Origin of the sequence: Methylobacterium thuringiense (assembly GCF_022179645.1) — a bacterium.
GTDB classification, from domain to species: Bacteria; Pseudomonadota; Alphaproteobacteria; order Rhizobiales; family Beijerinckiaceae; genus Methylobacterium; species Methylobacterium thuringiense.
Genome location: NZ_BPRA01000010.1, coordinates 1 through 26,695, shown reverse-complemented (window position 1 = coordinate 26,695; position 26,695 = coordinate 1). Strand labels below are relative to the sequence as shown.

The following is a 26,695-nucleotide window of genomic DNA, read 5'->3' as shown; positions in this document are numbered from 1 at the left end:
CAAAGGAGCGCCCGAGGGACCTTCCGCGCAACGCGCTTATGCCGCGTCAAGCCCAGGGACGGCTGCTGGTTCCTCGATCCGCGCAGCGAGGGGCCAGGCATGCGAACCGCGCGGAGCGATCGAAAGGACAGGCCTGGTTCGTTCGGAAGCGCGGATCGGCAGGGCAGCCGAGTGCGGAGGTTCTGCCGCGGAGCGCGTCGATCGGGATCGCTCCGACGAAGCCATCATGCTTCGCCCCGGATCTCGCGGACGCGTTGGACGGCGGGGCGTGCCGTCATGCGCTCGAAGTGACGGCCGACGTTCGGCGGAAGCGTCACGCCGACCTGTCCGCGCGCCTGCCCGGCTACGCGTCCGCGCCACATGGGAGGGTGCGCCCTGTCCGGGCCGGACGTCTCTGCCCCGAACGGTTCCTTCCAGCGACGCCCGTCAGCGCACCGGCGGTTCCCAGATCGGGGCCGTCGTGGTGTCGACGGCGCGGGGGAGCAGGCCCTCGGCGCGAAACGCGTCGGCAATCTTCTGCTGCTCGGAGAGTCCGTCGCGGGTGATCGGCTCGACCTTGTAGCTGCGGCGTTCGTTGGCCTGCCGGATCACGGCTGGCTCGATCTTCCAGAGGGTGGCGAGCCGGGTCGCGGCCTCGTCCGGATGGGCCTTGACCCAGTCGCCGGTCTCGCGGAGCTTGGCGAAGAGTACGCCGAGCGCGGCGGGCTGCCTCGTCACGGTGGCGTCGGCGGCGAGGTAGTAGCGCTTGTAGAGCGAGAGGCCGGTGCCGTCCTTGAGGATGCGCGCGCCGGCTTGATCCTGCGCCGCCGACAGGAACGGATCCCAGGCGACCCAGGCGTCGACGCTGCCGCCGGCCAGCGCGCTGCGGCCGTCGGCAGGGGTGAGATAGGCCGGCGTGATGCTCTTGAAGGTCAGGCCCTCGGCGGCGAGCGCGGCGAGCAGCAGGTAGTGGCTGCCGGCGCCCTTGGTCACCGCGACCTTGCGGCCCTTGAGGTCGGCGACGCTTTTCAGCGGCGAGTCCTTCGCCACGACGATCGCCTGGGCGGTGGGCGATGCCGCCTCCTGCGCGACGTAGGTGATTTTTGCGCCCGCCGCCTGCGCGAAGACCGGCACGGTGTCGGCGACGTCCGCCGAGACGTCGATCTGGCCGACGTTCAGCGCCTCCATGATCGGCAGGCCGCTGGTGAATTCGTGCCAGGATACCGTGACCTTGAGCGGTGCCAGCGCCTTCTCCAGCCCTTCGTCTTGCCGCAGCAGCGCGACCAGCGTCGAGGAGCGCTGGTAGCCGATGCGCAGCACCCCGCCCTCCTCCGCGCGCAGCGGCGCGGTGGTGGCGAGGAGCGCGAGCGACAGAGCCGCGAGGCGGCCGAGGTGACGGCGGTTCATGAGGGTCTCTGTTGTGCAAGTGACCTTCGACCGTGACCGGTCGAAGGCGTCCGCCGCATCGGCGGCGGCGCGCGTTCGCGCTTGCCGTCGACAGACCGTCGAAGGATCGACGTCCTGTCGACGGTATCAACTGCCGGGCTTGCGTACGGCCTCGGAAATGTTGGGCGCCTTCGGCACGAGGCCGAGGCCGTGGAAGGTGTCGGCGATGCGCTGCTGCTCGGCGATCACCGGCTCGTCGAGGGGACGGATGCCGTAGCTCTGGCGCTTGAGCGCTACCGCCAGGATCGGGGCCGGAATGCCGACGGAGGGGGCGAGTTCGCGGGCGACCGCATCCGTATTGTCCTTGGCCCAGGCGTCGACCTCGCCGATCGCCGCGATCACGGCGTCCAGCGCAGGGCCGTTCTTGGCGGCGAAGTCGCGCGAGGCGAGGTAGAACTGGTGGTTCGGTACGAGGCCGGTGCCGTCGCTGAGCGTGCGGGCGCTGGTCGAGACTTCGGCGGCGGCGAGATAGGGGTCCCAGATCACCCAGGCGTCCACCGCCCCGCGCTCGAAGGCGGCGCGTGCGTCGGCCGGGGCGACATAGGTCGGCGTGATGTCCTTGAGCGACAGCCCGGCCTTCTCCAGGGCGCGCACGAGCAGGTAGTGCACGTTCGAGCCCTTGTTCAGCGCGACCTTCTTTCCGCGCAGGTCGGCGACCGTCTGCAGCGGGCTCCCTTTCGGCACCAGGATCGCCTCGCCGCGCGGTGCGGCAGGCTCGTGGGCGACGTAGGTGAGCACGTCGCTCGCGGCCTGGGCGAAGATCGGCGGCGTCTCGCCGGCCGTGCCGAAATCGATCGCGCCGGCATTGAGCGCTTCCAGCAGCGGCGGGCCGGAGGGGAACTCGGACCACGTCACGCCGTAGCCGAGCGCCTTCAACTTCGGCTCCAGGCTGGCCCGGCCCTTCAGCAGCACCAGCGTGCCGTATTTCTGGTAGCCGATGCGGATCGTCTTTTCGTCGGCCCGCGCCGGGACGAGCAGGAGGGCCGCGAGGACGAGCGCGGAAAGCGCGAGCGCCTGGATCTTGGCGAGAGCTGGCATGGGCGGTCTCGACGTGAGGAGAGTGAAGTCGGTTTCGGTCGTCTCGCCGTCCTGGCGAGCGCAGCGAAGCCATCCAGGGCCGCACACGCCGACGTCAGTGCGTAGGCCCTGGATTGCTTCGGCTTCGCCTCGCAATGACGGAGGTGGTCAGTGCGCGCTGATGCGGCGCGTCGGGACGATGTCGTTGGCGATGACCTCACCGAACGGGCCGTTGTTCGGCGCGCCCGAGCGCGGCGCTCCGGTCGTGGTGCGCAGCGGCAGCTTCGGAAACACCAGTTCGGCGAAGCGGTAGGCCTCTTCGAGGTGCGGGTAGCCGGAGAGGATGAAGCGGTCGATGCCGAGATCGATGTACTCCTTCATCCGGTCGGCGACTTGGGTCGCCGAGCCGACCAAAGCCGTGCCCGCGCCGCCCCGGACGAGGCCGACGCCGGCCCAGAGGTTCGGCGAGACGACGAGCTTGCTCTTGTCGCCGCCGTGCAGCGCCATCATCCGGCTCTGGCCGACGGAATCCTGGCGCTTCAGCGTCTCCTGCGCCTTGGCGATGGTGGCGTCGTCGAGCCGCGAGATCAGCTTTTCGGCCTCCGCCCAGGCCTCGCTCTCGGTCTCGCGCACGATGACGTGCAGCCGGATCCCGTACGAGAATGTCTTGCCGCGGCGCTCTGCGGCCTCGCGGGCCTTGGCGATCTTCTCCGCCACGCCGGCCGGGGGCTCGCCCCAGGTCAGGTAGACCTCGCAATGGTCGGCCGCGACCTCGATGCCGGCGGGGGACGAGCCGCCGAAATACAGCGGCGGATACGGATCCTGCACAGGCCGGAAGATCACGCGGCCGTTTTCGCATTTGAGGTGCTTGCCCTCGTAGCTGACCGTCTCGCCGGCCATCAGGCCCCGCCAGATTGTCAGGAACTCGTCGGTCACCGCGTAGCGCTCGTCATGGGCGAGAAACACGCCGTCGCCCTTGAGCTCGACCGGGTCGCCGCCGGTGACGACGTTGATGAGCAGCCGGCCGTCCGAGATCCGGTCCAGCGTCGCGGCCATACGCGCGGCGACGGACGGCTCCTGCAGGCCGGGGCGCACGGCGACGAGGAAGCGCAGGCGCTTGGTCAGCGGGGCGAGCGCCGAGGCGATCACCCAGGAATCCTCGCAGGAGCGGCCGGTTGGCAGCAGCACGCCGTAATAGCCGAGATCGTCCGAGGCCTGTGCGATCTGCCGGAGGTAGTCGAGGGAGACGTCGCGGGCGCCTTCCGAGGCGCCGAGATAGCGGCCGTCGCCATGGGTCGGCAGGAACCAGAGGACGTCGGTCTTTCCGTCGGTGCTTGCGGTCATCGGTGTCTCCGAGATTTTTGGGAGCGGCGCGCTTGGAGCCCTGTCAGACGAAGTGGATTCCGGTTCGTCGTCAGACAGTGCGACCCAACTCAAGTGCGCGCGAGAAGCTGATCGAGGATGCGGCCTTCGAGTGCCGCGAGGTCGGGGTCGCCGCGCCGGCGCGGACGGGGGGCGTCCACGTCGACGTCGAGCGCCACCGCGCCGTCCTCGATCACCAGGATGCGGTCGGCGAGCGCCACGGCCTCGCCGACGTCGTGGGTCACCAGGATCGCGGTAAAACCCTGTTCGATGCGGATGCGCTCGATCATCGCCTGCATGTCGATGCGGGTGAGGGCGTCCAGCGCCCCAAGGGGCTCGTCGAGGGCCAGCAGCGCCGGCCGGCTGACGAGAGCGCGGGCGAGGGCCACACGCTGGCGCTGGCCGCCCGAGAGGGTCGCGGGCCACTCGTCGGCCTTGGCCGTGAGCCCGACCTCTTCCAGCGCCGCGCGGGCGCGCTCGCGCCGCTCGGCCCGGCTGCCCTCGCGGCCGAGCCCGACCGCGACGTTGTCGACGACCCGCGCCCAGGGTAGCAGCCGCGGCTCCTGGAACATGATGCGTTTCGAGGCGCGCGTGTCGCTGCCGTTCAGCGAGACGAGGCCGGAGGTCGGCTCCTCGAGGCCGAGGATCAGCCGCAGCACGGTGCTCTTGCCGCAGCCGGAGCGGCCGACGATGGCGACGAACTGGCCGGCTGGGATGTGCAGGTCGAGCCCGCGGATCACCGGCTCGCCGCCGTCGAACGCCTTGGTCAGGCGCCGCAGGGTGACGGAGAGCGCGTGGCCGGTGGCCGGACGGCGCGCCGTGCGGGCGGTCTCGGTGGCGGTCTCGAAGCTCAGGGCGGGGCTCGCGGTCATGGTGGCTTCAGGTTGGAGGAGCGGTTCAGCCGTTGCGGTAGGCCGGGTTCCAGGCGAGGCAGGTGCGCTCGAAGAGCCGGGTCAGGCTGTCGGCGACCTTGCCGAGAGCTGCGTAGATCAGGATCGCCAGCACCACGACGTCGACGAGCATGAACTCGCGGGCCTGCATCGCCATGTAGCCGAGCCCGGAATTGGCCGAGATCGTCTCGGCGACGATCAGCGTCAGCCACATGATGCCGAGCCCGTAGCGCAGGCCGACGAAGATCGAGGGCAGCGCGCCGGGCAGAACCACGCGCCAGAAGAGCTCGCGGCGGTTCATGCCGTAGACCCGGCCCATCTCGATGAGCTGCGGATCGACCGAGCGGATGCCGTGAAGCGTGTTGGCGTAGATCGGGAAGAATACGCCGAGCGCGACGAGGAACAGCTTCGCGCCTTCGTCGATGCCGAACCAGAGGATCACCAGCGGGATCAGCGACAGGTGGGGCACGTTGCGCACCATCTGCAGTGTCGTGTCGGTGAGTTGCTCGGAGAGCTTCGAGAGCCCGTTGGCCAGACCGAACGCCAGCCCGATGCCGCCTCCGACCACGAACCCGGCGAGCGCGCGCAAGAAACTGACCCAGAGGTTGACCCAGAGCTCGCCGGTCTGCGCCGCCTGCCACCCGGCACGGAGGACGTCGAGGGGTGCTGGCATGAACCGGGTCGAGACGAGGCCGGTGGAGCCCGCCACCTGCCAGCCCAGGATGATCGCCGCCGGGACGAGCCAGGGGATCAGCCGGCTCGGGTTCAGCCAGGACGGCGTGCGGGCGGCCGGGCGCGCGGGCCGGGCGGCGGCGCTGCGGGCGAGGGCGGGAAGGGCGGAATCGGCCATGCGGCTACCCGTTGCTGCGCGGGACGCCCGGCGGCGTCCAGACGATGTCGGCGACGCGGATCGCCCGCGGAATGATTTTCAGGCCGTGAAAGCGGTCGGCGATGCGCTGCTGCTCGGCGGTGAGTGCTGCATCCATCGGCGCGATCACGTACTTGATGCGCGCGACGGTGCGCTCGGTCGCCGGCAGCGGCACGCCGGTGATGCGCGACAGGCTTCTGGCGACCTCGGCACGGTTCGCCTCGCACCACGAAGCGACGCCGCCGAGGGCTTCGATCGCGGCGGTGAAGCGCTCGGGACTGGCCTCGATCGCCGTGCGGTTCGCCAGGAAGAAGTTGTTGGTCGGCGTGATCTCGGAGGCCTGCGCCAGGATGCGCACCCCCTCCCCCGTCTCGGCGATGGCGAAGTACGGATCCCAGACCGTCCAGGCATCGACCGCGCCGCGGGCGAAGGCGGCGGCCGCATCGGCCGGGGCCAGCGTCACCGGTACGATGTCGCCGTAGCCGAGACCGGCCTTTTCCAGCGCGGCGATGGTCAGGTTGTGAGCGCTCGAACCCTTGGCGAAGGCGACGCGCTTGCCCCTGAGGTCCGCAAGCGTCTGAATTTTTGAGCCTTTCGGCAGCAGGATCGCCGAGCCCGAGCCGCCGTTCGGCTGGGCCGCCGCATAGACGAGATCGGCCTTCGCGGCCTGCGCGAAGATCGGCGGGGCGTCGCCGACCTGCCCGAAATCGATGCTGCCGAGGCTTAGCGCCTCCAGCAGCGGCGGCCCGTAGGAGAACTCGACCCAGGTCACGCCGACGCCGAGCGACCGCAACCGCGTCTCGATCGCGCCCTGCTCCTTGGCCACCGCCAGGATCCCGTTCTTCTGGTAGCCGACGTGCAGCAACCCGCCCTCCCCCGCCCGCGCAGGGCGCGACGGGACGGACAAGGCGGTCGCGAGCACTCCTGCGAGGGCGAGACGTCGGGTGATCATGCAGCGTGAGACCTCAGCGCGCGGCGGCGATCCGCCGATCGCTCTGCCGGAGGTCGAGATCGAGCAGCACGTCGAGTTCGGCCGCGGCTCGGGCGACGCGCTCCAGCACGAGGTCGTCGGCGACGCGGCCGTCCACGATCTCGGTATCGCCGGCATAGACGGAGGTCGGCACGGTCTGGGCCGAGAAGAAGCCGAAGAGCGGCCGCAGGGCATGCTCGACGACCAGCGCGTGGCGCGGCCCGCCGCCGGTGGCGGCGAGCACCACGGGCTTGCCGACCAGCGCGTCGGGATGGACGAAGTCGATGAGGTGCTTGAACAATCCGCTATAGGCGCCCTTGTAGACCGGCGAGCCGACGATGAGCGCGTCGGCCCCCTCGATCGCCTCGACGATGCGCGCGGCCGGCAACGGCAGGGCGTCGCGGCTCGCCACCGCGATGCCGGTACCGGCATCGACGAGGTCGAAGATCTTGAGATCGACGTTGCGCAGGCGCGCGACCTCGGCGGCGACGGCCTCGACCAGGGTGCGGGTGCGCGAGGGGCGATGGGTGTTGCCGGAGAAGGCGACGATGCGGACGGCCATCAGCGGGCTCCTGCGGGAGCAAAGGAAGGAGACGTCATCGGGCACGACCTGCATGTGGAGGGGCGGACGCTCCGCCGGCGCGCCGATCGGGGATGTCGTCACGACATATCCACGATCGGCGGCACGACATCGCGTTTTCGAGAAAGCAGAGAGAGCGTTGTTCGTTCCGGACGACCGCTCAATTCACGCGATAGTATTGCCGCAAGACTTGCGCGGTCAATGAATTGATCTTGCGTTATAGGCTGGCTCTCAGCGAAGACTTTTCCGCCGAGGCGGCCCGGGGGAGAATTTTCTCGCCCTTCCCTCCGGGGGCGGGCACGCCGCCGGGTCTGTTGCAGAACCATCACGTATCCAGAATTCAACGTGCACGGGCGTTGCCGAAGCATTACCTCAGGATTAACGTCGATCCGACAAAAGCTGAAGCAAATCAGCATCTTATCATCATTCTAAACAAGCGGCGGACGTGCTGTGGCGCGCGTCCGAACGGGGGCGTTTGCGCCCTTCGATGGGGGCTCTCATGCGTACGAATTCTGTCATCTCCACCGCCGGTCCGGTGCGCCGCCGCAAGGTGGCGGGGCTCGTCCTGTTGCTGGCCGGGGTGAGCACCGCGGCGATCACAGCGGCCAGCGCCCAGACGGCCTCGGGCAGTACGGCCCGGCTCGACGAGATCGCGGTCGAAGGTCAGGCCAACGGCGTGAGGCCGGTCGACAGCAGCGGCGTCGGCCGCACCGCCGGCACCGTGAGCCGGCCCGGCGCCGACGGCCGGATTCCGCGCGAGGATCCGAAGGGGCCGATCGACGGCTACGTCGCGACCCGCTCGGCCACCGCCACCAAGACCGACACGCCGCTGATCGAGACCCCCCAATCGATCTCGGTGATCGGCCGCGAGCAGATCCAGGCGCAGGGCGCGACGACGCTGACCCAGGCGACCCAGTACACGGCCGGCATCTATTCCGGCGTCACCGGCGTGGACGAGCGCGTCGACTTCTTCAACCTGCGCGGCTTCCGGGCGAGCGACTACGGCATCTACAAGGACGGCCTGCAGCTTCTCAATTACGGCTTCGGCACCCTCAAGACCGAGATCTTCGGCCTGGAGCGCATCGAGGTGCTGCGCGGGCCGTCCGCAGTGCTGTTCGGCGCCGGCAATCCGGGCGGTCTCGTCAACCAGGTCACCAAGCGGCCGACGACGGTGCCGTTCGGTTACGTCGAGGTTGGCGGAGGCTCGTTCGGCCAAGTCTACGGCGCCTTCGACTTCGGCGGCCCCGCCGACGATTCCGGACACTGGTTCTATCGGCTCACCGGCATCGGCCGGACCGGTGGAACCCAGGTCGACGGTGCCGATTCCGACCGCTACTACATCGCCCCGGCGATCACGTATAAGCCGGACGGCGCGACCTCGTTCACCCTGCTGACGAGCTATCAGCGCGACTCGAGCGCGGTGACCTCGAACTTCCTGCCCTATTCCGGCACCGTGCGTCCGAACGCGAGCGGCTTGCGCATCGACCGCTCGCTGAACGTCGGCGATCCGACCTTCAACAACTTCCAGCGCGAGCAGCTCTTCGCCGGCTACGAGTTCGAGCACGCCGTCGACGAGACCTGGACCGTGCGGCAGAACCTCCGCTACTCGTTCAGCGACGGCTACCAGAACTCCTATGTCGGCCAGCTCGGCTACACCGATGCCGCACAGACGCAGCTCGGGCGCTACCAGTTCGGCTTCACCGACAAGGTCAGCCTGTTCCAGGTCGACAACCAGGCCGAGGCGCGCTTCACGGACGGGCTGTTTCAGCACGACCTGATCTTCGGCGTCGACTACAAGAACTACACCCTGTACGACAACCAGCAGGTTCTGTTTCCAGGGCCGTCGCTCAATCTCCTCGCTCCGACCTTCGGTCCGGCGCAGGACCGGGCGCCGGTCAATCTCGTCGACGTGCCGCGCTTCACGCAGCTCGGTCTCTACGCCCAGGACCAGATCAAGCTCACCAACAACCTGAGCCTCGTCGGCGGCCTGCGCCAGGACTTCGCGACGAGCGACGTGAAGGTGAAGTTCAGCCGTTTCGGCGACCCGAGCACGAGCCGGGACGACCAGGCCCTCACCGGGCGCATCGCGCTCATCTACAACTTCGATTTCGGTCTGGCGCCCTACGTCGCCTACTCGACCTCGTTCCAGCCGCAGATCGGCCGGGACTCGATCACGAACACCGCGCTAGTGCCGGACCGGGGCGAGCAGGTCGAGGTCGGCGTGAAGTTCCAGCCGATCGGCGCGGGCTACTTCCTGACGGTGGCGGCGTTCGACCTCGTCCGCGACAACCCGCCGATCCCCTCGGCCTTCGCCAACGGCAGCAGCACCACGCAGCAGGGCAGCGTCCGCTCGCGCGGCATCGAGGCGCAGTTCGTCGCCAACCTCTTCGACGGCCTGAACGTCGTCGCGGCCGTGACCCACTACGACCTGGAATACATCAAGAGCCAGCAGACGGCGCTCCTCGGCCTGACGCCGATCGGCACGCCGGAGACCTTCGCCTCGGCTTTCCTGGATTACACGATCCCCGTGGGCGAGTTCCGCGGCTTCGGTCTCGGCGGCGGCGTGCGCTACATCGGCCGGTCCTTCGCCGACGGCCTGAACACGCTGACGGTGCCGGAATACGTACTGTTCGATGCGACGGTGCATTACACCTGGGACCGCTGGCGCGCGGCGATCACGGCCGCCAATCTCGGCGACCGCCGCTTCGTGACCTCCTGCACGGACACGAGCAACTGCTTCTACGGCGAAGCCCGCCGCGTGATGGGAAGCCTCGCCTACAAGTGGTGAATCGAGCGGCCCCGCCCGGCATGGGCGGGGCTACGCTCCGCATGACGTCGTGCTTGCTGTGGCGCAAACGCGACGGCGCTGGGCTATTCGCGTCACGGCGTTGACGGCGTTGCAACCAGAGCGCTAGCTCGGACGTGACGGTTCCCCTCGGGGATCAAAAGGGAACGCGGTGAGAGGTCTTTGGACCCCGAGGCCGCGGCTGCCCCCGCAACTGTAAGCGGCGAGCCTTCCACCACCGATGTCACTGGGTTCCTCGACCCGGGAAGACGGATGGACGGCGACGACCCGTGAGCCAGGAGACCTGCCGTCAGTCGTGGTCACACGCGAAACGCGTCGGGCGGGGTGCTCCGGCGGGTGTCGAGGCACGCGGCCGACGTCGTGTGGCGAGACCTGTTCGCGGTGACGTGCCACTGCCGTCGCCCGAGGTTCTCTTGTCGGTTTTCCGTTCCGTCCCAACGCTGCCCCGCGCGGCGCGTTTCGTCCTGCCCGCCCTCGGCCTGCTGGCCTGCGCCGCGCCGGCCGCGGCCGAGGATGCCCGCCTCGACGAGATCGCCGTCGCCGGCGAAGGCGCGCCCGGCCCAGTCCCCGCTTCGTCCGGCGGCCCGGCCGCGAGCGCCGGCTATGTCGGCGGCGTCTCCGGGATCGGCGGCGCGCTGCGCACCGTCGATTCCGCCAGCGCCGACACCATCTCGGGTGCGGCGCTGAACAGCCGGCCGGTCACCCGGCCCGGCGAGGTGCTGGAATCGGTGCCCGGACTCATCGTCACCCAGCATTCCGGCGAGGGCAAAGCCAACCAGTTCTTCCTCCGCGGCTTCAACCTCGATCACGGCACCGACATCGCCATCAATGTCGACGGCATGCCGGTGAACATGCGCACCAACGCCCACGCCCAGGGCTATGCCGACATCAATTTCCTGATCCCCGAACTCGTCGCCGGCGTCGAATTCCACAAGGGCCCCTACTTCGCCCGCGACGGCGACTTCGCCTCCGCCGGCTCGGTCCGCATCGACTACCTCGACACCGTCGAGAAGAACCTCGCGCTGACCTCCATCGGCAGCTTCGGCTACAAGCGCGCCCTCACCATCGCCTCGGCGCCCTTGGGCGAAGGCCACCTGCTCGTGGCCGGCGAGGCCCAGGTCTATGACGGCCCCTGGGAGGTGCCGGATGCGTTGCGCAAGGTGAACGGCGTCGTCCGCTACAGCCAGGGCACTCAGCTCGACGGCTTTTCCGTCACCGGCATGGCCTATGCCAGCCGCTGGACCGCCACCAACCAGATCCCTGCCCGCGCCGTCTCCGAGGGGCTGATCGGCCGCTTCGGCACGCTGAACCCCACCGACGGCGGCGATGCTTCGCGCTTTTCGTTGTCCGGCCGCTGGAGCGGGACGGACGACACCGGCGTGACGCGGGCTTCGGCCTACGTCATCCGCCAGCAGATGAACCTGTTCAACGACTTCACCTATTTCCTCAACGATCCGGCCAACGGCGACCAGTTCCACCAGCTCGACCAGCGCATCCTCGGCGGCGGCGAGGTGGCCCACATCTTCCAGGGCGACCTGTTCGGTCGGCCGATGGAGAACGAGATCGGCGTGCAGACCCGCACCGACTCGATCCGCGTCGGCCTGTTCAACACCACGAACCGCCGGTTTCGCTCCGGGATCCTCGACGACCGGATCTTCGAATCGAGCGGCGCCTTCTACTTCGACAATCGCGTGAAATGGACCGACTGGCTGCGCACCAGCATCGGCTTCCGCGCCGACGGCTACTACGCCGACGTGGTCTCCGACACGCCCGCCAATTCCGGCAAGGCGCGCGACGGCATCGTCAATCCGAAGCTCGGGCTGGTGCTCGGACCCTGGTTCGACACCGAGCTGTTCGTGAACTACGGCGGCGGCTTCCACTCGAACGACGCCCGCGGCGTCACCGCGACGGTCGACCCGTCGAGCCCCCTGTTCAACTTGCAGCGCTCGCCCTTCCTGGTGCCCTCCACCGGCTCCGAGATCGGCATCCGCAATGCCTCGCTGCCGGGGCTGGTGACGACGGTCACGCTGTTCCAGCTCGATTTCGCCTCGGAAAACCTGTTCCAGGGCGACAGCGGCACCACCGAGCCGAGCCGCCCGACCCGCCGCTACGGCGTCGAATGGACCAACCGCTACGCCGTGACCTCCTGGCTCTCGCTGGAGGGCGACCTCACCGTGACCCATGCCCGCTTCACCGAGTTCGATCCCGCTGGCAGCCGCATCCCGGAGGCGCCCACCACCATCGCCTCGGCCGGTGTCACCTTCGGCGAGCCACTCGGCTGGTTCGGCGCCATGCGCTTCCGCTATTTCGGCCCGCGCCCCCTGATCGAGGACAATTCCGTGCGCTCGAAGCCGACCGCGCTCCTCAACGGCCGCATCGGCTACAATTTCGACAACGGCATGAGCCTGGCGCTGGACGTCCTCAACCTGACCAACGCCCGGGCCGACCAGATCACGTATTTCTACGAGTCGCGGCTGCCGGGCGAGGCGGCGGAGGGCGTCGCCGACCGGCACTTCCACCCGGTCGAGCCGACGGCCGTGCGGCTGACGCTGGCCGGACGGTTCTGAGACCGGCGGCCCCGTCGGCCGTCGAGACGCGGTGCTTCACGGAAACGCCCGCGGCACCGTCGCAGCCAGTGGGAGCGCTCAATCCCGCGGCGGCCGCACGTCCTCGGCCTGCAGCTCCTTGAGCGGCGCGACGATGGCGCAGACGACGCCCTCGGCGGGGTAGCCGAGGGTCACCGCGCCGCCAAAATCGCCGGCGAGGCCGCGCGCGATCAGGCGGGTGCCGAAGCCTGTGCGGGTCGGCACCACCACCGGCGGGCCGCCGGTCTCGCTCCAGAGCAGGTGGACCTGCGGGCCGGTCGCGGTGTCCCGGAGGGTCCAGGCGAGCGTCACCCGGCCCGCGGCCCGCGACAGCGCCCCGTATTTCGCGGCGTTGGTGGCGAGTTCGTGCAGGATCAGCGCCAGCGACATCGCCGCCTTGGCCCCGACGTTCACCGCCGGCCCCGAGACGACGAAGCGGTCCGGCCCGTCGCGATGGGGCTCCAGGGCGCTCTCGGCGAGGGTGTCGAGGGGCGTCGAGCCGAGCGAGCCGCCGAGCAGCAGGTCGTGCGACTTGCCAAGCGCGATCAGGCGTCCGGCGAGCACGCTCTTGGCCACGTCGAGGTCGGCGGCGTTGCGCATGGTCTGCGTGGCGATCGACTGCACCATCGCGAGCATGTTCTTCATGCGGTGGCTGAGTTCGAGGTTGAGGACCTGCTGCTGCTCCTCGGCCTCGACCCGCGCGATCGCCGCCCGCGTCCGGTCGGCGACGTTGCGCAGGAAGCCGACCTCATCCGGCGTCCAGTCGTGCGGCACCCGCTTCAGGATGTAGAACATCGCCACGAAGCGGCCGTGCTCCATCACCGGCAGGTTCACGAGGGCCCGCACGTCGATCGCCTCGAGGCCCTCGACCTGGCTGGCGGAGCGCGGATCGCGGGCGGTGTCGGCGATGAGCACGGTCTCGCCCGCCTTGAGGTCGGCGATGTAGGAGCCGTATTCGCGGAACTGGTGCAGCCCGGCGAGGCTCGTCAGCCCCGGTGCGCTCCAGCATTGCGAGATCAGGATGGTCTCGCCCTCGTGGTCGACCGCCCCGTAGCCGGCATGGGAGAGGTCGAGCATGCGCCCCATGATCGCGGCGGCGATGGCGGCGATCTCGCCCTTGTCGCCGAGGTCGCGCACGCGGTCGCCGAGTTCGATCAGCGCGGCCCGGCGGCGCTCGGTGCGCTTGCGCTCGCTGATCTCGAGGAACAGGGCCGCGAAGCGCTGGCCGCCTTCCTTGAAGGCCCGCACCTCGAAGGTGCGCCCCAGCGCCGGCACGTCGATCTCGAACAGCTCCGGTACGCCGGTGTCGACCACGCGGGCATAGGTATCGATCAGGCTTTGCGCGATATCGGGCACCGCCTCGCGTATCGTGCTGCCGGCGATGCCGGCCGGGAGACCCGACTGGGCAGTGAAGGCGGGGTTGACCGCAAGAAACCGGAAATCCGTCGCGTGCCCCTCCGGGTCGCGGATGAGCTCGGCCGTGAGGAAGCCTTCCTGCATGCCGGTGAACAGGCCGCGCCAGCGCGCCTCGCTGGCGCTGATCTGGCGCTCGGCATCCTTCTGGACGGTGATGTCGCGCGAGACCACCAGAAGCTTCTCCGGCCGGCCGTCCTCGTCCGGAATCGGCGTGACCTGCACGTCCCACCAGCGCGGGTTGCCGGCCATGGTCGGGGTCGAACCCTGGAAATGCCCGGTCCCGCCGGCCCGTGCCGTCGCGATGGCCGCGAGCGCGTCCGCATTGCCCTGGCCCTGCCAGAAATCCGGCCAGGGACAGCCCTTGATTGCGTTGAAGTCGCTGACCTCCATCACCCGCATGCCGCCCTCGCTCATGAAGGTGAGGCGGGTGTCGAGATCGAGCACCTTGATGCAGTCGGCCGAGGCCGCGAGCACGCTGCGCATGAACTCGGCGTCGGCGCGCTGGCGCCCGGCGGCAAGGCGCTGCTCGGTGCGGTCGCGCAGGATCTTGATGAAGCCCTCCGGCGTGCCCTGCTCGTCGCGCAGCGGCATCATCTCGCCGTTGGCCCAGAACAGGCTGCCGTCCTTCTTGCGATGCCAGCGCTCGTCGCTGCCGCGCCCGTGCAGCAGGGCGCTGCCCATCTCCTTCTCGGCGATCCGGTCCTGCTCGTCCTGGTCGGTGAAGAAGACGTGGGCGTGCCGCCCCAGCATCTCGGCCTCGCTCCAGCCGAGGATCCGCTCCGCGCCAGAGTTCCAGCTCGTGACGAGCCCCTCCAAATCCATCGAGATGATGCCGTAATCGACGGCGCTCTCGAGGATGGCCGCGTTGCGGCGGTCGCTCTCCCGGCGCTCGCGCAGGGCCCGGCGCAACTCCAGCGTCGTCATGACCTGGCGCGCCAGCGTGCGCAGGATCAGCCGCTGCGCCGCGCTCAGGTCGTTCGGCTTGGTGTCGATGACGCAGAGCGCGCCGAGCGCCACGCCCTCCGGCGTCGCGAGCGGCATCCCGGCATAGAACCGGATCTTCGGGTCGCCGGTCACCAGCGGGTTGTCGGCGGTGCGCGGATCCCGGGTCGTGTCGGGGATCACGAAGACGTCGTCCTGGCTCGCCGCATGCGCGCAGATCGAGAACCGGACCGGCGTCTCGGTGGACGCGAGGCCGACTCGCGCCTTGAACCATTGCCGGTCGCCGTCGATGAGCGAGATCAGCGAGACCGGCATGCCGCAGGCGGCCGAGGCCGCCGAGACGATGTCGTCGAAATCCGCCTCGGCCTCGGTATCGAGAACCGCGTAGCGCGCCAGGGCAGCCCTGCGCTCGGCCTCGTTCGACGCGCTGAGCGCGGCTGGCACCATAGATTGTCCCTGAGTCCGCTTCGATCGCATTCGGACGGGAGGCCGAACCTTGATCGGGTGATGCGCCGAAACGCCGGATCCGACAAGGATCACTCACGGGGCCGGGCGTATCCGGCCGGATCGTCCCCGCGACCGAAGCGCCGGGGATCCCGAGATGGTGTGTCCGAGACCCGGCATCGGGGCCGTCGATACCTGAGGTTAAGACCGGCCCGGCTGAACCTGACCTGACCGGCCCTCGTGTTGCGCCGCGGCGGCAATCTCCGTAAGCCGTCCGCATTCGCCTGGACCCGGTGCAAGCCCGGGTGGCTCTTCCGGCCGCCGATCCGCCGGATCACGCATTCGAGACCTTTTCCGGAGCGCGCCGACACGGCGCGGCCGCCGGTCTCCTGCGGATTTCCCTCATGACATCGTTCCAAACATACGCCCGCGCGTGGGTCTCGAACTTGCGCGGGGACACCCTGTCCGGCCTCGTCGTCGCCCTGGCGCTGATCCCCGAGGCCATCGGCTTCTCGGTGATCGCCGGCGTGGATCCGAAGGTCGGGCTCTACGCCTCCGTGGTGATCGCGATCGTCATCGCCTTCGCCGGCGGGCGCCCGGCCATGATCTCGGCCGCCACCGCGGCCACCGCCGTGGTGATGGTCGATCTCGTGCGCGACCACGGCGTCCAATACCTCTTCGCCGCCACGATCCTGATGGGGCTGATCCAGATCCTCGCCGGCCTGCTCAAGCTCGGCCGGCTGATGCGCTTCGTCTCGCAATCGGTGATGACGGGCTTCGTCAACGCCCTGGCGATCCTGATTTTTTTGGCGCAGTTGCCTGAGCTGATCGGCGTGCCGACGGCGACATACGGGCTAATCGCGCTCGGCCTCGCCATCATCTACGGCTTGCCGCGCCTCACCCGCGCCGTGCCCTCGCCCCTCGTCGCCATCGCGGTGCTGACGGCGGTCACCGCCGCGTTCCACCTCGACGTGCGCACCGTCGCGCATCTCGGCGCCCTGCCCTCGACCCTGCCGAGCCTCAGTCTGCCGCAGGTGCCGCTCACCTTCGAGACGCTGCACATCCTCCTGCCCTACGCCGCGACGCTCGCCGCCGTCGGCCTGTTGGAGAGCCTGCTCACCGCGCAGATCGTCGACGACATGACCGACACCGGCAGTTCCAAGAACCGCGAATGCGCCGGCCAGGGCGTCGCCAACATCGCCTCGGCCCTGTTCGGCGGCATGGGCGGCTGCGCCATGATCGGCCAGTCCGTGATCAACGTCTCCTCGGGCGCCCGCGGCCGGCTCTCGACGCTGGTGGCGGGCAGCTTCCTGCTGGTGCTGCTCGTGGCGCTGCAGGACCTGCTCGCCGTGGTGCCGGTGGCGGCGCTGACGGCGGTGATGATCATGGTCTCGCTCAACACCTTCTCCTGGCGCTCGCTCGCGGCGCTCCGCACCAACCCCCTGCCCTCGTCCGCCGTGATGCTCGCCACCGTGGCGATGGTCGTCGCCACCCGCGACCTGGCGCTGGGCGTGCTCGTCGGCGTGCTGCTCTCGGGGGTGTTCTTTGCCGGCAAGGTCTCGCGCCTGAACCGGGTGACGTCCGATCTCTCGCCGGACGGGCGTGTGCGGACCTACCGGGTCACCGGACAGGTCTTCTTCGCCTCCGCCCGCACCTTCGCCGACGCCGTCGACGTGCTGGAGCCGGTGGAGCGCCTCGTCATCGACGTGCACGCCGCGCATTTCTGGGACATCTCGGCCGTCGCCGCCCTCGACAGCGTCGTCCTCAAGGCCCGCGCCCGCGGGCACGAGGTGGAGGTCGTCGGCCTCAACGCGGCCAGCGCGACGCTGGTCGAGCGCCACGGCACGCACGACAAGCCGGGGGCATCGCTCGCGGTGCATTGAGTGCCGCGGGCATGTGGAGGACGCGCCTCAGCGTCGGACAGGCGCCCCGGTCAGTGCTCGCACAACAGGTCTTCCCAGCCCTTGCCGGCCGAGAGCCGGGCGGCCAGCGTCTCCCAATCCGCGATCGGCTCCGACGGCGTGCCGTCCTGTTCGATGAGCCGGATGCTGGAGAACAGCACACGGAGATCGTGGAAATAGGCGTCCGCGGGCTCGCCGAAATACCGCGTCGCGCAGCCGGGATTGTATTCCGTGATCAGGATCGGCCGGAACCAGTCGAGCGTGCGGCGCGCGCCCCTCAGAACGCGGCGCTCGGAGCCTTCGACGTCGAGCTTGATCAGGTCGAGGCGGCGGACCGGATGCACGTCGAGCCAGTCGTCGAGCCGCATGGCCTCGACCGCGTCGAGGGTCAGGTTCAGTTCGCGCTCGGCCACGGACGGGATGTTGGCACGCAGCCGCGTCAGGCTGTCGGCCGCGTCCCCGCTCGCCACGAAAGTGCAGCCCTCGACCTCCTCGGCCGCGGCCATGCTCAGCCATGCCGGCGCGTCCCATAGGGCGAGGTTGGCGACCTTGACGCGGCCGGCATCGGCGGAGCGATCGACGTTGAACCGCAGATGCGCGGCATTGCGGTCGGCCGCCTCGAAGGCGATCACCGAACCGGCCAGCGAGGCGAGGCCGAGGGTGTGCGCGCCGATATTCGCGCCGATGTCGAGGCAGGTCCAATCGCGCCGCACCAGCCGGGCGAAGCAGGCGCGCAGATGAGGCTCCCAGTCGCCGTCGAGCACCTTCAGCGGACCGAACACACTGAGATCGCTCGACGTGCCGGCGACGAGGACGCGTTCGCCGTTCGGGAGCCGGAGCGGCGCCTCGCCGCTGTCGGCGGGGGCTCGATGGTCGGTTGTCATGGCGCTGCACGCTTGCTGATCGGTTCGGGCAGGGCGGGACATGGCGGCACGCGCCGACCCAAAATGGGGCGGCGGCTCGGTAAACACTTTTCCGGCTCGATGCGTATCCGATCCGATCGCATCGGTCCGGCGGTTCCCGGGCTGCCGGGCCGTCCTTCGACGAACCGGCAGCGTTTCGCCGGAAAGCGCTCCGGCACGCCCCGCCGGCATTTTCGGGCTATGGCACCCCCGGGCAGTCCCGCCGCGCGCGAAGCAACGAACCATCCGATGACCGATGCCCTGATGCGCAAGGTGTCCTGGCGGCTGCTGCCGTTCCTGATGCTCTGCTACTTCGTCGCCTATCTCGACCGGGTGAACGTGGGCTTCGCGGCGCTCACCATGAACCGCGACCTCGGCCTATCGCCGACGGTGTACGGGTTCGGGGCCGGCGTGTTCTTCCTCGGCTATTTCCTGTTCGAGGTGCCGAGCAACGTGGTCCTCGAAAAGGTCGGCGCCCGGGCCTGGATCGCGCGGATCATGATCTCGTGGTCGCTGGTCTCGGCCTCCACCGCCTTCGTCGTGGGCGAGCGCTCGTTCTTCCTGGTGCGGTTCCTGCTGGGGCTGGCCGAGGCCGGGTTCTTTCCCGGCATCATCCTGTACCTGACCTACTGGTACCCCTCCGAGCGCCGCGCCGGCATCGTCGGCACCTTCATGATGGCGGTGCCGGTCTCGGCGGCGATCGGCTCGCCGCTCTCGGCCTGGATCATGGCCGCCGCCGATGGGGCGCACGGTCTCGCCGGCTGGCAATGGCTCTACCTGCTGGAGGCGGCCCCGAGCCTGCTCCTCGGGATCGCAGTGCTCTTCGTCCTCACCGACCGGCCAGAGGCGGCGGCGTGGCTGACACCCGCCGAGCGCGACGAACTCGCCCGGGAGATCGAACGCGACCGGAAGGCGACGGCGCGCGAAAAAATCGGGCTGAGGCAGGCGCTGGTGCATCCCCAGGTGCTGGGGCTCGCCCTGGTCTATCTCGGGCTCAGCGCCGGCCTCTACGGCATCGGCCTGTGGCTGCCGCAGATCGTGAAGGGGTTTGGGCTGACCACGCTCCAGACCGGCTTCGTCGCGGCGGTTCCCTACGTGGTCGCGGCCGCCGGCATGATCGCCTGGACGCGCCGCTCCGACCGGCGGCAGGAGCGTATTGGGCACGTCGCGATCCCGGCGATCCTCGGCGGGCTGGCGCTGGCCCTGTCCGGACAGACCGATGCGCCGGTCGCGGCGATGGCGCTGCTGAGCCTTGCGACGCTCGGCGTCTTCTGCGCGCTTCCGACCTTCTGGACCCTGCCCACCGCGCTCCTCACCGGCAGCGCCGCCGCCGGGGGTATCGCGCTGATCAACGCCGTCGGCGGGCTCGGCGGCTTCATCGGTCCCTACCTCATCGGCTGGATCAAGAACGCCACCGGCCGCTTCGATCTCGCGCTCGCGGCCATCGCCGCGATCATGATCGCGGCCGGCCTCCTGACGCTGCTGCTCGGCCGGGCGATGCGGCGCGCGTAACCGGCCGATCCGGCAGGGCGAAGATTTCGCAGCGGCTGCGATGCGGCCGCCTGCGATGGGAGCTCTGCGATGCTGAAGGGATCGATTCTGCTGGCGGGGTTCCTGGCCGGCACGGGGACGGCGTTCGCCTCCCTCTCGGGTCTCGTCGGCGCCTGGGGCCATGATTTTGCGGTGACGCCGTTCGCGCCGAAGGAACTCATGGTCGCGGTCGCCACCGACAAGGCCACGGGGAAGCAGTTCAACGTCGTGAAGATGAGCGACGGCCACCTCATGGCCGTGGTCCCCTTCGACGCGATGAAGGAGCCGCCCGGCGTCCCGCCCAAGGACCTGATGTAGTTTCGTGCGGCACCGCACACACGAGCGGCGCACGGGGTAACCCTCAGGTTGCGGGACACGATCTCCAGGGTAACGCCCCGCCGCAGCCCAAGGACAAGCGCGATGAAGGTCCTGATCGCCGCCACGCCCCTCATGGGGCACATCAACCCGCTCCTCGCCATCGGCCGCCTGCTGGCCGAGCGCGGCGACGACGTTCTCGTCACGACCTCCGCCGCCTTCGCGATGAAGGTGGAGGGCGCGGGCCTGCGCTTCGCGTCCTATCCCGACGATGGCGCTTCGGAATTCCGTGAGACGAGCCTGCCCGCCGGGCCCGAGCGCTACCGCCGCGAGTTCGAGCGACGCTTCATCGATCCGATGCCGGTGCAGGCCGAAGCCCTGCGCGCGCTGATCGCCCGCGAACGCCCGGACGTCGTCGTCGCCGGCAGCATGTTCCTCGGCGTGCTGCCGCTGCTGGTCGATGCCGAGCGCCCGCGCCCGCCGATCGTCACCGTCAACGTGAGTTTCCTGTTCCTCGACCGGCCCGACAGGGCGCCCGTCGGCATGGGCCTGCCGCCGGCGAAGACGGAGGCCGAGCGCGCGCATTACGCCGTCCTCGGCGCCGGCATGGACGCCGCCTTCGTGAACCCGGTGCGCGCCTACACCGACGCCGTTCTCGCCCGCATGGGCCTGCCGCCGCTGCCGGCCTCCCTGCCCCACTCCATCGCCGTGCTGCCGGACGCCTTCCTGCAGCCGACCGTGCCGGAATTCGAGTACGACTACGGCACCTTGCCGCCGGGCCTCCGCTTCGTCGGGATGCTGTCGAGCGCCCCTCCGTCCGGCCAACCCCGCCCCGACTGGTGGCCCGAGCTCGACGGCGGCAGGCGGGTGGTGCTGGTGACGCAGGGGACGCTCGCCAACCACGACCTTTCGGAGCTGCTGGAGCCGGCGCTCCAGGCGCTCGCCGAGCGTGACGACCTTCTGGTGATCGCCACCACGGGAGGGCGGCCGGTGGAGGAGATCGGGGTGCCGATCCCGGCCAACGCCCGGGTCGCGCCCTTCCTGCCCTTCGACGCGCTGCTGCCGAAGGTCGACCTGTTCGTCACCAATGGCGGCTATGGCAGCGTCTCGATGGCCCTGGCGGCCGGCGTGCCGATCGTCTCGGCCGGCCTCACCGAGGACAAGGCCGAGATCAACGCCCGCGTCGGCTGGTCCGGCGCCGGCCTGAACCTCGCGACCAACACGCCGAGCGCGGCTGCCCTGCGCGGGGCGACCGGAACCGTGCTCGCCGATCCCCGGTTCAGGAAGCGTGCCGCAATGCTGTCGGACGCCCTCGCGGGCCGCGACGCACGGCACGAAATCCTGTCCGCACTGGACGATCTCACCCGGGCCGGGCCGCGCTCCGACAGGAGCCGTCCCGCTCCATCCGCACCGTTGCGCGCGGTACCATCCAACGATGCCGGCTCGCCGGCACGGCACAGGAGAGCGTCATGACCTCGATCCCGATCCGCATCGCGTCTCCCGCCAGCGTCCCGGCCCGCCTGGTCTCCGGCGCCGCGGCCCTTGTGCTGTCGCTCGCCACTGGCACACCGCTGCGCTCGATCCCGCACCTCATGCCGCATCCCGGCGAGCAGGGCGGCCCTTATCTGGGCCTGTGATCCTCTGTCCGTCCCGTCCCGATCCAGGCCTTCGATGACCGAACCTCACGAGACCGGAGCCCGCCCCCTGCGGGTCGTGGTCGATCTCAACCGCTGCCAGGGCTACGCCCAGTGCTGCTACGCCGCGCCCGAGCAGTTCGAGATGCGCGGCCACGAGATCCTGTTCTACGACCCCACCCCGCCCTCCGAAAAGCAGGCCGAGATCGCGCGGGCGGCCCAGGCCTGCCCGGTCCGGGCGATCAGCTTCGATACGGGAGCGAAGGCGTGAGCGCGGATCGCGGCGTCGTCGTGGTCGGCGCCTCGCTCGCGGGACTGCGCGGGGCGGAAGCCCTGCGGCGCGGCGGCTATGCCGGCCCGCTCACCCTCGTCGGCGACGAGCCCTACCAGCCCTACGACCGGCCACCGCTTTCCAAGCACGTGCTCGCCGGTGAGCTGCGCCCCGACGCCACCGCCTTGCCCCACCTCGTCGATCTCGACGCGACCTGGCGGCTCGGCCAGCCGGCGGTCGGACTCGACCGGGCCGCACGCATGCTGCGCCTCGCGGATGGCAGCGCGCTGCCCTACGAAAAACTGCTGATCGCCACCGGCGCCCGGGCGCGGTCCTGGCCGGTCACGGAAAAGACCGGCCCGCTGCCCTCCGGCATCCACACCCTGCGCAGCCGGGACGACGCCGCGGCCCTGCGCGCCGCCCTCGCCGCCGGGCCGAAGCGCGTGCTCATCGTCGGCGCCGGCCTGATCGGCTGCGAGGCGGCCTCTTGCTGCCGCGATCTCGGCCTCGCCGTCACCCTCGCCGATCCGAACCCGACACCGCTCGCGCGCATCCTCGGCAGCCGGATCGGGGGCGTCATCGTCTCCTGCCTCGACACGGCCGGCGTCGACTTCCGGCCCGGCACCCATGTCGACGCGTTCGAGGCCGATGCCGCCGGCCGGGTCTGCCGGGCGCGGCTGAAGCAAGGCGCGGCGATCGAGACGGATTGCGTGATCGTGGCACTCGGCGCGACCCGCGACACCGGCTGGCTGGCCGAGGCCGGCCTGATGGCGGACGAAGGCGGCCTGACCTGCGACGTCGCCTGCCGGGCGCTCGACGCGGACGGGCAGCCTGCCCCCGGCATCTACGCGGCCGGCGACGTCGCGCGCACCCCGAACCCGCTCCATGTCGGCCGGCTCGCGGCCTTCGAGCACTGGGGCAACGCCGTCGCGCAGGCGGGCCACGCCGCCCGCAACATGCTGGCGGCCGAGGACGACCAGCAGGAATACCGGCACCTGCCCGCCTTCTGGTCGAGCCAGTTCGGCATCAACATCAAGGGCGTCGGCCTCGCGGACGGTGCCGACACGGTGGCCGTGATGCAGGGCTCGCGGGCCTCGCGCCGCTTCCTCGCCGTCTACGGGCGCGAGGGGCGTACGATCGCCGCGATCTCCTTCGACCAGGCCCGCTGGCTGCCGGCCTATGCCGAGCGCATCGAGGCCGGCGTCGCCTTCCCGCCGATCCTCGGCGCCACCGACCAGTCGATCAAGGATTTCGGGGTTCCGGATTTTCCCCAGCCCCGTTCGCGTTGAGACACCCCGCCATGTCGCACGACACGCTCTTCGCCGAGGTCACGGACCCGGCCAACCGGGCAGACCCCTACCCGCTCTATGCGCGCCTCCGGGAGACGCCCGTGTCGCGCCAGGGCGACGGCAGCTACGTGGTGAGCACCCACGCGGCGATCCGGGGCCTGATCTTCGATCCGCGCCTGAGCTCGGAAGACCTGCCGCCCTCGCAGCGGCCGCCCACCGGCAACCCGTTCAAGGACTGGATCGTCAACCCGATCAAGAACCGCGTCGTCAACGCGCACCGGCCGCTGATTTTTCGCGATCCACCGGATCACGATACGCTTCGCGCCATCGTCATGGAGCAGTTCACGATCCCCCGAGTCCGCGGCGTCCACCGCGAGGTCGAAGGAATCGTCGAGGACCTGATCGACAAGCTTCAGGGCCGTGACGAGATCTGCCTCGTCGAGGACTTTTCCTATCCGCTCCCGGTGATGGTGATCTGCCGGCTGCTTGGCGTGCCGGAGGAGGACGAGGAGCAGTTCCAGAAATGGGCGACGGTGCTCGCCACGGCCCTGGAGCCGGATTCCCGCGGCGACGAGGAGGCGCGCCACGCCACCGCCACCGCCTTCGACGCGATCTCCGACTACATGCGCGGCCTGATCAAGGAGAAACGCAAGAACCCCGCCGACGACATGCTCAGCGGCCTCGCCAACCCCGAGCCCGGCAAGCCCGCCATGGGCGATTTCGATCTGATCGCCTCGGCGATCCTGCTCCTGGTCGCCGGCCACGAGACCACGGTGAACCTCATCACCAACGGCATGCTGACGCTGATCCGGCATCCCGAGGAGCTGGACAGGCTGCGCCGGGATCCCGAGCGCGCCCCGCGTCTCATCGAGGAGCTGCTGCGCTACGAGCCGCCTGTGCATTTCCGGACCCGCAAGGCGCTCGGCGACATCGACATCGCCGGCACCACCATACCGGCGGGAGCTCCCGTCATCCTGCTCTTCGCCGCCGGCAACCGCGACCCGGCCCGCTTCGCCGATCCGGACCGCTTCGACCCCGATCGCGAGGACAACCAGCATTTCGGCTTCGGCGGCGGCCTGCATTACTGCCTCGGCGCGCCGCTCGCCCGGATCGAGACCGAGATCGCGCTGAACGCCCTCGTGCGCCGCTTCGTCGCCCCGCGCCTGCTGCAAGACCCGCCGCCCTATCGGCCGGGCGCCTCCCTGCGTGGCCCGGAAAAGCTCGGGATCGGGCTCGAGCGCATCGCCTGATTCGACGGCCGGTCCGCCGAACCTCCAGCGCGGCGCCGGCCCCTCCCGCCCTTGCCCCAGTCCTCGTGTGCCGCGCCCGCGACGACGGGAGCGGGCGATCCGGCCGTCCACCCTGTGGACAACGCGCACGGACAAGCTTTCGCCCGGTTTGGGGCGCGCCATGCCGCCTCGCAGCCAACCACAGGAGGCTGATGTGGTGATCCTGAATCCGCTCACGGGCGAACTCGTCGAGCTTCCCGCCCCGCCGCCGAAGCCGCCCTCGCACCGGGTGGTTTGACCCGTCGAGACCGGAACGGGCCGGTTCGCACGGCTCGTTCCGGTTCGCGGCCCCTCACGGGCCGTCGGAGATCCCTTGCCGCAGCCGTTCCGCCACGTCCGCGGCGTAGTCGTCCCAGGTCCGCAGCGGGCGTGCGACCGCTTCCGCCGTGAGGCGTTCGAGCATGGCCGGTTCGGTGGCCAGCCGTATCAGGCCCGCGGCGACGCCGTCGTCGCCGTCCATGTCCGTCATGAGCGTGCCGCCGCCCGGCGCCACCTCCGCCATCGCCGAGCCCGCATGGCAGAGGCAGGGCCGCCCCAGCCAGAGGCTTTCCAGGACGGGCATCCCGAACCCCTCTTCGCAGGACGGGTACACGCTCGCGTGGTGGGCATCATACAGCCCGGCCAGCCGGCCATCCCCGATGCGGCCTTGTGCCGTGGCTCCCGGCGTGACGGCGAGCAGCGCTTCGATCTCGGCGTCGTGGTCGGCGTATCCGGTGCGGCGTCCGATCAGGGTCAGGTGAATCGCCTGCCCGCTCCGGTCCTGTGCCAGCCGCACCGCGCGCAGCAGCCGCGGCAGGTTCTTGCGCGGTTCCCAGGTCGCGACGGTCAGCAGCCGAAGCGGCTCGTCCGGCCGACGCGGCGGGGAGATTTCCCGCACCCGCGGCCGATCCGCGAACTGGCCCGGCAGCGGCACCACCGCGATCGGCGGAACCCTCAGGCCCTCCGCCTCCAGATATGCGCGCAGGTGCCCGGCCACGAGACCGGTCGTCGCGAAGACAAGGTCGGCGCCGGCGAACATGCGGAAGTAGCGCCGGTACACGGCCCGTTCGAGCGGCCCGTAGAGCTGCGCCAGCCGGATGGGGATGAGGTCATGAACGATCGCGGCAGCACGCAGCCCGTGCGCGTGGGCGAGCTGGATCGGATCCGGTCCCTCGCCCAGCATCGACATCGGGATCTCGGGGAGCAGCAGCCATTCCGCTCCCGGGCCTGCCGCGGTCTCGCATACGCGCAACAGCCGGCGCACCGGATCCCAGCCTGTCGCCGCCAGGTCGAAGCCGCGCCGGACGAGCCCGTCGGCGAGACGGCGGGTGACGCGCTGGATGCCGGTCTCGAACGGCTGCGCGTCCGTCGTCTCGCGCCAGTACAGTACCTTCGGTACGGGGCGCGCCTTGTCCTGGCCGATTGGGACGGGGCTACCTTGGAGCATCGCTCGTCTCATGCCGGTGACCGTACCACGCGGCGCCGCCCCCGAGGCGTCGGCCTCGAGGGCGGCCGCCATTAGGCGGCGACCAGGCTCAGGAGCGGAGCGCCACGCATGGTCTCGACGGCGACGGCCGCCTCGGGCGCGACCCAGCGCGGCAAGGCATGGCGCACGAGTTCGATGCGCAGGAACACCGTGCCACGGCAGCCGTCGAACAGGGCCGCCGGAAGCCGGGACCGCCCCGCCGTCCAGCGCCGCACGCCCTCCTCGCAGTCGTGGAAGCCGAGGCAGAGCAGGGGATCGTCGAGTGCGACGGAACGCTTCTCGCCGACGCCGTCGTCGATCGTGATGCCCTGGATGCAGAGGCCCAGACGGCGCGGATCCGGATTGCTCGAGACTTCGCACGGCACGCTGGTCTGCGAGATCAGCCAGACGTTCCTCGCCGAGGCCGGCAGCACGAAGCGGGCGCCGAGGCCGTGCGTGTCGGCGTCGATCCGTTCGCCGTCCACCATCAGGTGCATGTCCGCCCACGGGGCGTCGTCGTGCCGCCAGCCGAGACGTTCGGCGCGAGCCTGGACCTGTCCGCGCACGGCGTCGACCAGCGCGCCTCCGGCGTGGAACGGGCGGCAGAAATCGGCATGCGTGCGTGCGGCGGCGTCGGCATCGGGCGTCGCGTCGAGTGCGACCACGTCGCCGTCCGCGAAGAAGGAGCGGTTGCCCATGTCGAGATAGCTCTCGGCCGGCTGGCCGTTGGCGATCAGGATGTCGTGGCTGTCGAGCTGGACGTGCCAGTAGGTCACCGTCTCGACGTCCTGATGTGTGTAGGGCGGTGACAAAAC

Annotated in this window: 21 protein-coding genes, 1 riboswitch and 1 other annotated feature; of the genes, 10 read left to right on the top strand and 11 right to left on the bottom strand. The window is 70.1% G+C overall.

The genetic code is table 11. The annotated features are described in order from the left end of the window. Positions 1-426: 426 nt before the first annotated feature. The 7 genes from MFF07_RS11745 to msuE form a co-directional block, all read right to left on the bottom strand. Positions 427-1,386 carry an aliphatic sulfonate ABC transporter substrate-binding protein gene (locus tag MFF07_RS11745; protein ID WP_147819055.1) on the bottom strand — a complete coding sequence of 320 codons (960 nt, stop codon included), beginning with the start codon at positions 1,384-1,386 and terminating at the stop codon, positions 427-429. A gap of 126 nt (positions 1,387-1,512) precedes the next feature. Continuing rightward, positions 1,513-2,463 (bottom strand): sulfonate ABC transporter substrate-binding protein, encoded by a 951-nt coding sequence (locus tag MFF07_RS11740; protein ID WP_147819057.1) that lies wholly within the window; start codon positions 2,461-2,463, stop codon positions 1,513-1,515. 147 nt (positions 2,464-2,610) lie between these two features. Beyond that, entirely contained in the window at positions 2,611-3,786 is a 1,176-nt protein-coding gene (ssuD, locus tag MFF07_RS11735; RefSeq protein WP_147819059.1) for an FMNH2-dependent alkanesulfonate monooxygenase, read from the bottom strand. An 89-nt stretch (positions 3,787-3,875) separates the two neighbouring features. Next, the gene (locus MFF07_RS11730) at positions 3,876-4,676 is read right to left on the bottom strand and encodes an ATP-binding cassette domain-containing protein (protein WP_238232007.1); all 801 of its coding nucleotides are present in this window, start codon (positions 4,674-4,676) and stop codon (positions 3,876-3,878) included. Between the two features lie 25 nt (positions 4,677-4,701). Beyond that, positions 4,702-5,544, bottom strand: a complete 843-nt coding sequence (locus MFF07_RS11725; RefSeq protein WP_238232005.1) for an ABC transporter permease subunit — start codon at positions 5,542-5,544, stop codon at positions 4,702-4,704. A 4-nt stretch (positions 5,545-5,548) separates the two neighbouring features. Beyond that, positions 5,549-6,514 (bottom strand): aliphatic sulfonate ABC transporter substrate-binding protein, encoded by a 966-nt coding sequence (locus tag MFF07_RS11720; RefSeq protein WP_147818352.1) that lies wholly within the window; start codon positions 6,512-6,514, stop codon positions 5,549-5,551. 13 nt (positions 6,515-6,527) lie between these two features. Beyond that, positions 6,528-7,094, bottom strand: coding sequence for an FMN reductase (msuE, locus tag MFF07_RS11715; RefSeq protein WP_238232114.1), 567 nt, complete (start codon positions 7,092-7,094; stop codon positions 6,528-6,530). Positions 7,095-7,611: 517 nt separating this feature from the next. Between msuE and MFF07_RS11710 the strand changes: the two genes are divergently transcribed. Next, the gene (locus MFF07_RS11710) at positions 7,612-9,900 is read left to right on the top strand and encodes a TonB-dependent siderophore receptor (RefSeq protein ID WP_147818353.1); all 2,289 of its coding nucleotides are present in this window, start codon (positions 7,612-7,614) and stop codon (positions 9,898-9,900) included. Between the two features lie 121 nt (positions 9,901-10,021). Then, positions 10,022-10,223: riboswitch (cobalamin riboswitch) on the top strand. A gap of 225 nt (positions 10,224-10,448) precedes the next feature. Continuing rightward, complete coding sequence (locus MFF07_RS11705; RefSeq protein ID WP_238232112.1) at positions 10,449-12,485, top strand: TonB-dependent receptor; 2,037 nt, start codon at positions 10,449-10,451, stop codon at positions 12,483-12,485. Positions 12,486-12,563: 78 nt separating this feature from the next. On the opposite strand, the gene MFF07_RS11700 is transcribed toward MFF07_RS11705, so the two are convergent. Then, positions 12,564-15,308 (bottom strand): PAS domain-containing protein, encoded by a 2,745-nt coding sequence (locus MFF07_RS11700; protein ID WP_238232003.1) that lies wholly within the window; start codon positions 15,306-15,308, stop codon positions 12,564-12,566. 280 nt (positions 15,309-15,588) lie between these two features. After that, positions 15,589-15,644, top strand: a sequence feature (sul1 is cis-regulatory element that is thought to sense ions involved in sulfur or methionine metabolism; They are found in Alphaproteobacteria). A 65-nt stretch (positions 15,645-15,709) separates the two neighbouring features. Between MFF07_RS11700 and MFF07_RS11695 the strand changes: the two genes are divergently transcribed. Next, the gene (locus MFF07_RS11695) at positions 15,710-17,188 is read left to right on the top strand and encodes a SulP family inorganic anion transporter (RefSeq protein WP_147818355.1); all 1,479 of its coding nucleotides are present in this window, start codon (positions 15,710-15,712) and stop codon (positions 17,186-17,188) included. A 50-nt stretch (positions 17,189-17,238) separates the two neighbouring features. On the opposite strand, the gene MFF07_RS11690 is transcribed toward MFF07_RS11695, so the two are convergent. Beyond that, positions 17,239-18,090 (bottom strand): FkbM family methyltransferase, encoded by an 852-nt coding sequence (locus tag MFF07_RS11690; protein ID WP_238232001.1) that lies wholly within the window; start codon positions 18,088-18,090, stop codon positions 17,239-17,241. 267 nt (positions 18,091-18,357) lie between these two features. Here MFF07_RS11690 and MFF07_RS11685 point away from each other — a divergent pair, with 267 nt between their 5' ends. From MFF07_RS11685 to MFF07_RS11655, 7 genes are all read left to right on the top strand, one after another. Next, complete coding sequence (locus MFF07_RS11685; RefSeq protein WP_238231999.1) at positions 18,358-19,620, top strand: MFS transporter; 1,263 nt, start codon at positions 18,358-18,360, stop codon at positions 19,618-19,620. 69 nt (positions 19,621-19,689) lie between these two features. Continuing rightward, a complete protein-coding gene (locus MFF07_RS11680) occupies positions 19,690-19,956 on the top strand; it encodes a hypothetical protein (protein ID WP_147818358.1) in 267 nt (88 codons plus the stop codon). A 102-nt stretch (positions 19,957-20,058) separates the two neighbouring features. Further along, entirely contained in the window at positions 20,059-21,426 is a 1,368-nt protein-coding gene (locus tag MFF07_RS11675) for a glycosyltransferase (protein ID WP_238231998.1), read from the top strand. Beyond that, entirely contained in the window at positions 21,423-21,590 is a 168-nt protein-coding gene (locus tag MFF07_RS11670; RefSeq protein WP_187272610.1) for a hypothetical protein, read from the top strand. The genes MFF07_RS11675 and MFF07_RS11670 overlap by 4 nt, the downstream gene beginning before the upstream one ends. A gap of 34 nt (positions 21,591-21,624) precedes the next feature. Continuing rightward, complete coding sequence (locus MFF07_RS11665) at positions 21,625-21,858, top strand: ferredoxin (RefSeq protein ID WP_373322324.1); 234 nt, start codon at positions 21,625-21,627, stop codon at positions 21,856-21,858. Beyond that, a complete protein-coding gene (locus tag MFF07_RS11660) occupies positions 21,855-23,147 on the top strand; it encodes an NAD(P)/FAD-dependent oxidoreductase (protein ID WP_238231996.1) in 1,293 nt (430 codons plus the stop codon). Before MFF07_RS11665 ends, MFF07_RS11660 begins: the two co-directional genes overlap by 4 nt. Before the next feature lie 11 nt (positions 23,148-23,158). Further along, a complete protein-coding gene (locus tag MFF07_RS11655; RefSeq protein ID WP_238231994.1) occupies positions 23,159-24,397 on the top strand; it encodes a cytochrome P450 in 1,239 nt (412 codons plus the stop codon). 331 nt (positions 24,398-24,728) lie between these two features. Here the strand turns inward: MFF07_RS11655 and MFF07_RS11650 are convergent, their stop codons facing one another. Continuing rightward, a complete protein-coding gene (locus MFF07_RS11650) occupies positions 24,729-25,934 on the bottom strand; it encodes a glycosyltransferase (RefSeq protein WP_238231993.1) in 1,206 nt (401 codons plus the stop codon). Then, positions 25,934-26,695, bottom strand: a 762-nt coding sequence (locus tag MFF07_RS11645; protein ID WP_238231990.1) for a Hint domain-containing protein, incomplete at its 5' end; no start/stop codon positions are given. The genes MFF07_RS11645 and MFF07_RS11650, both read right to left, overlap by 1 nt.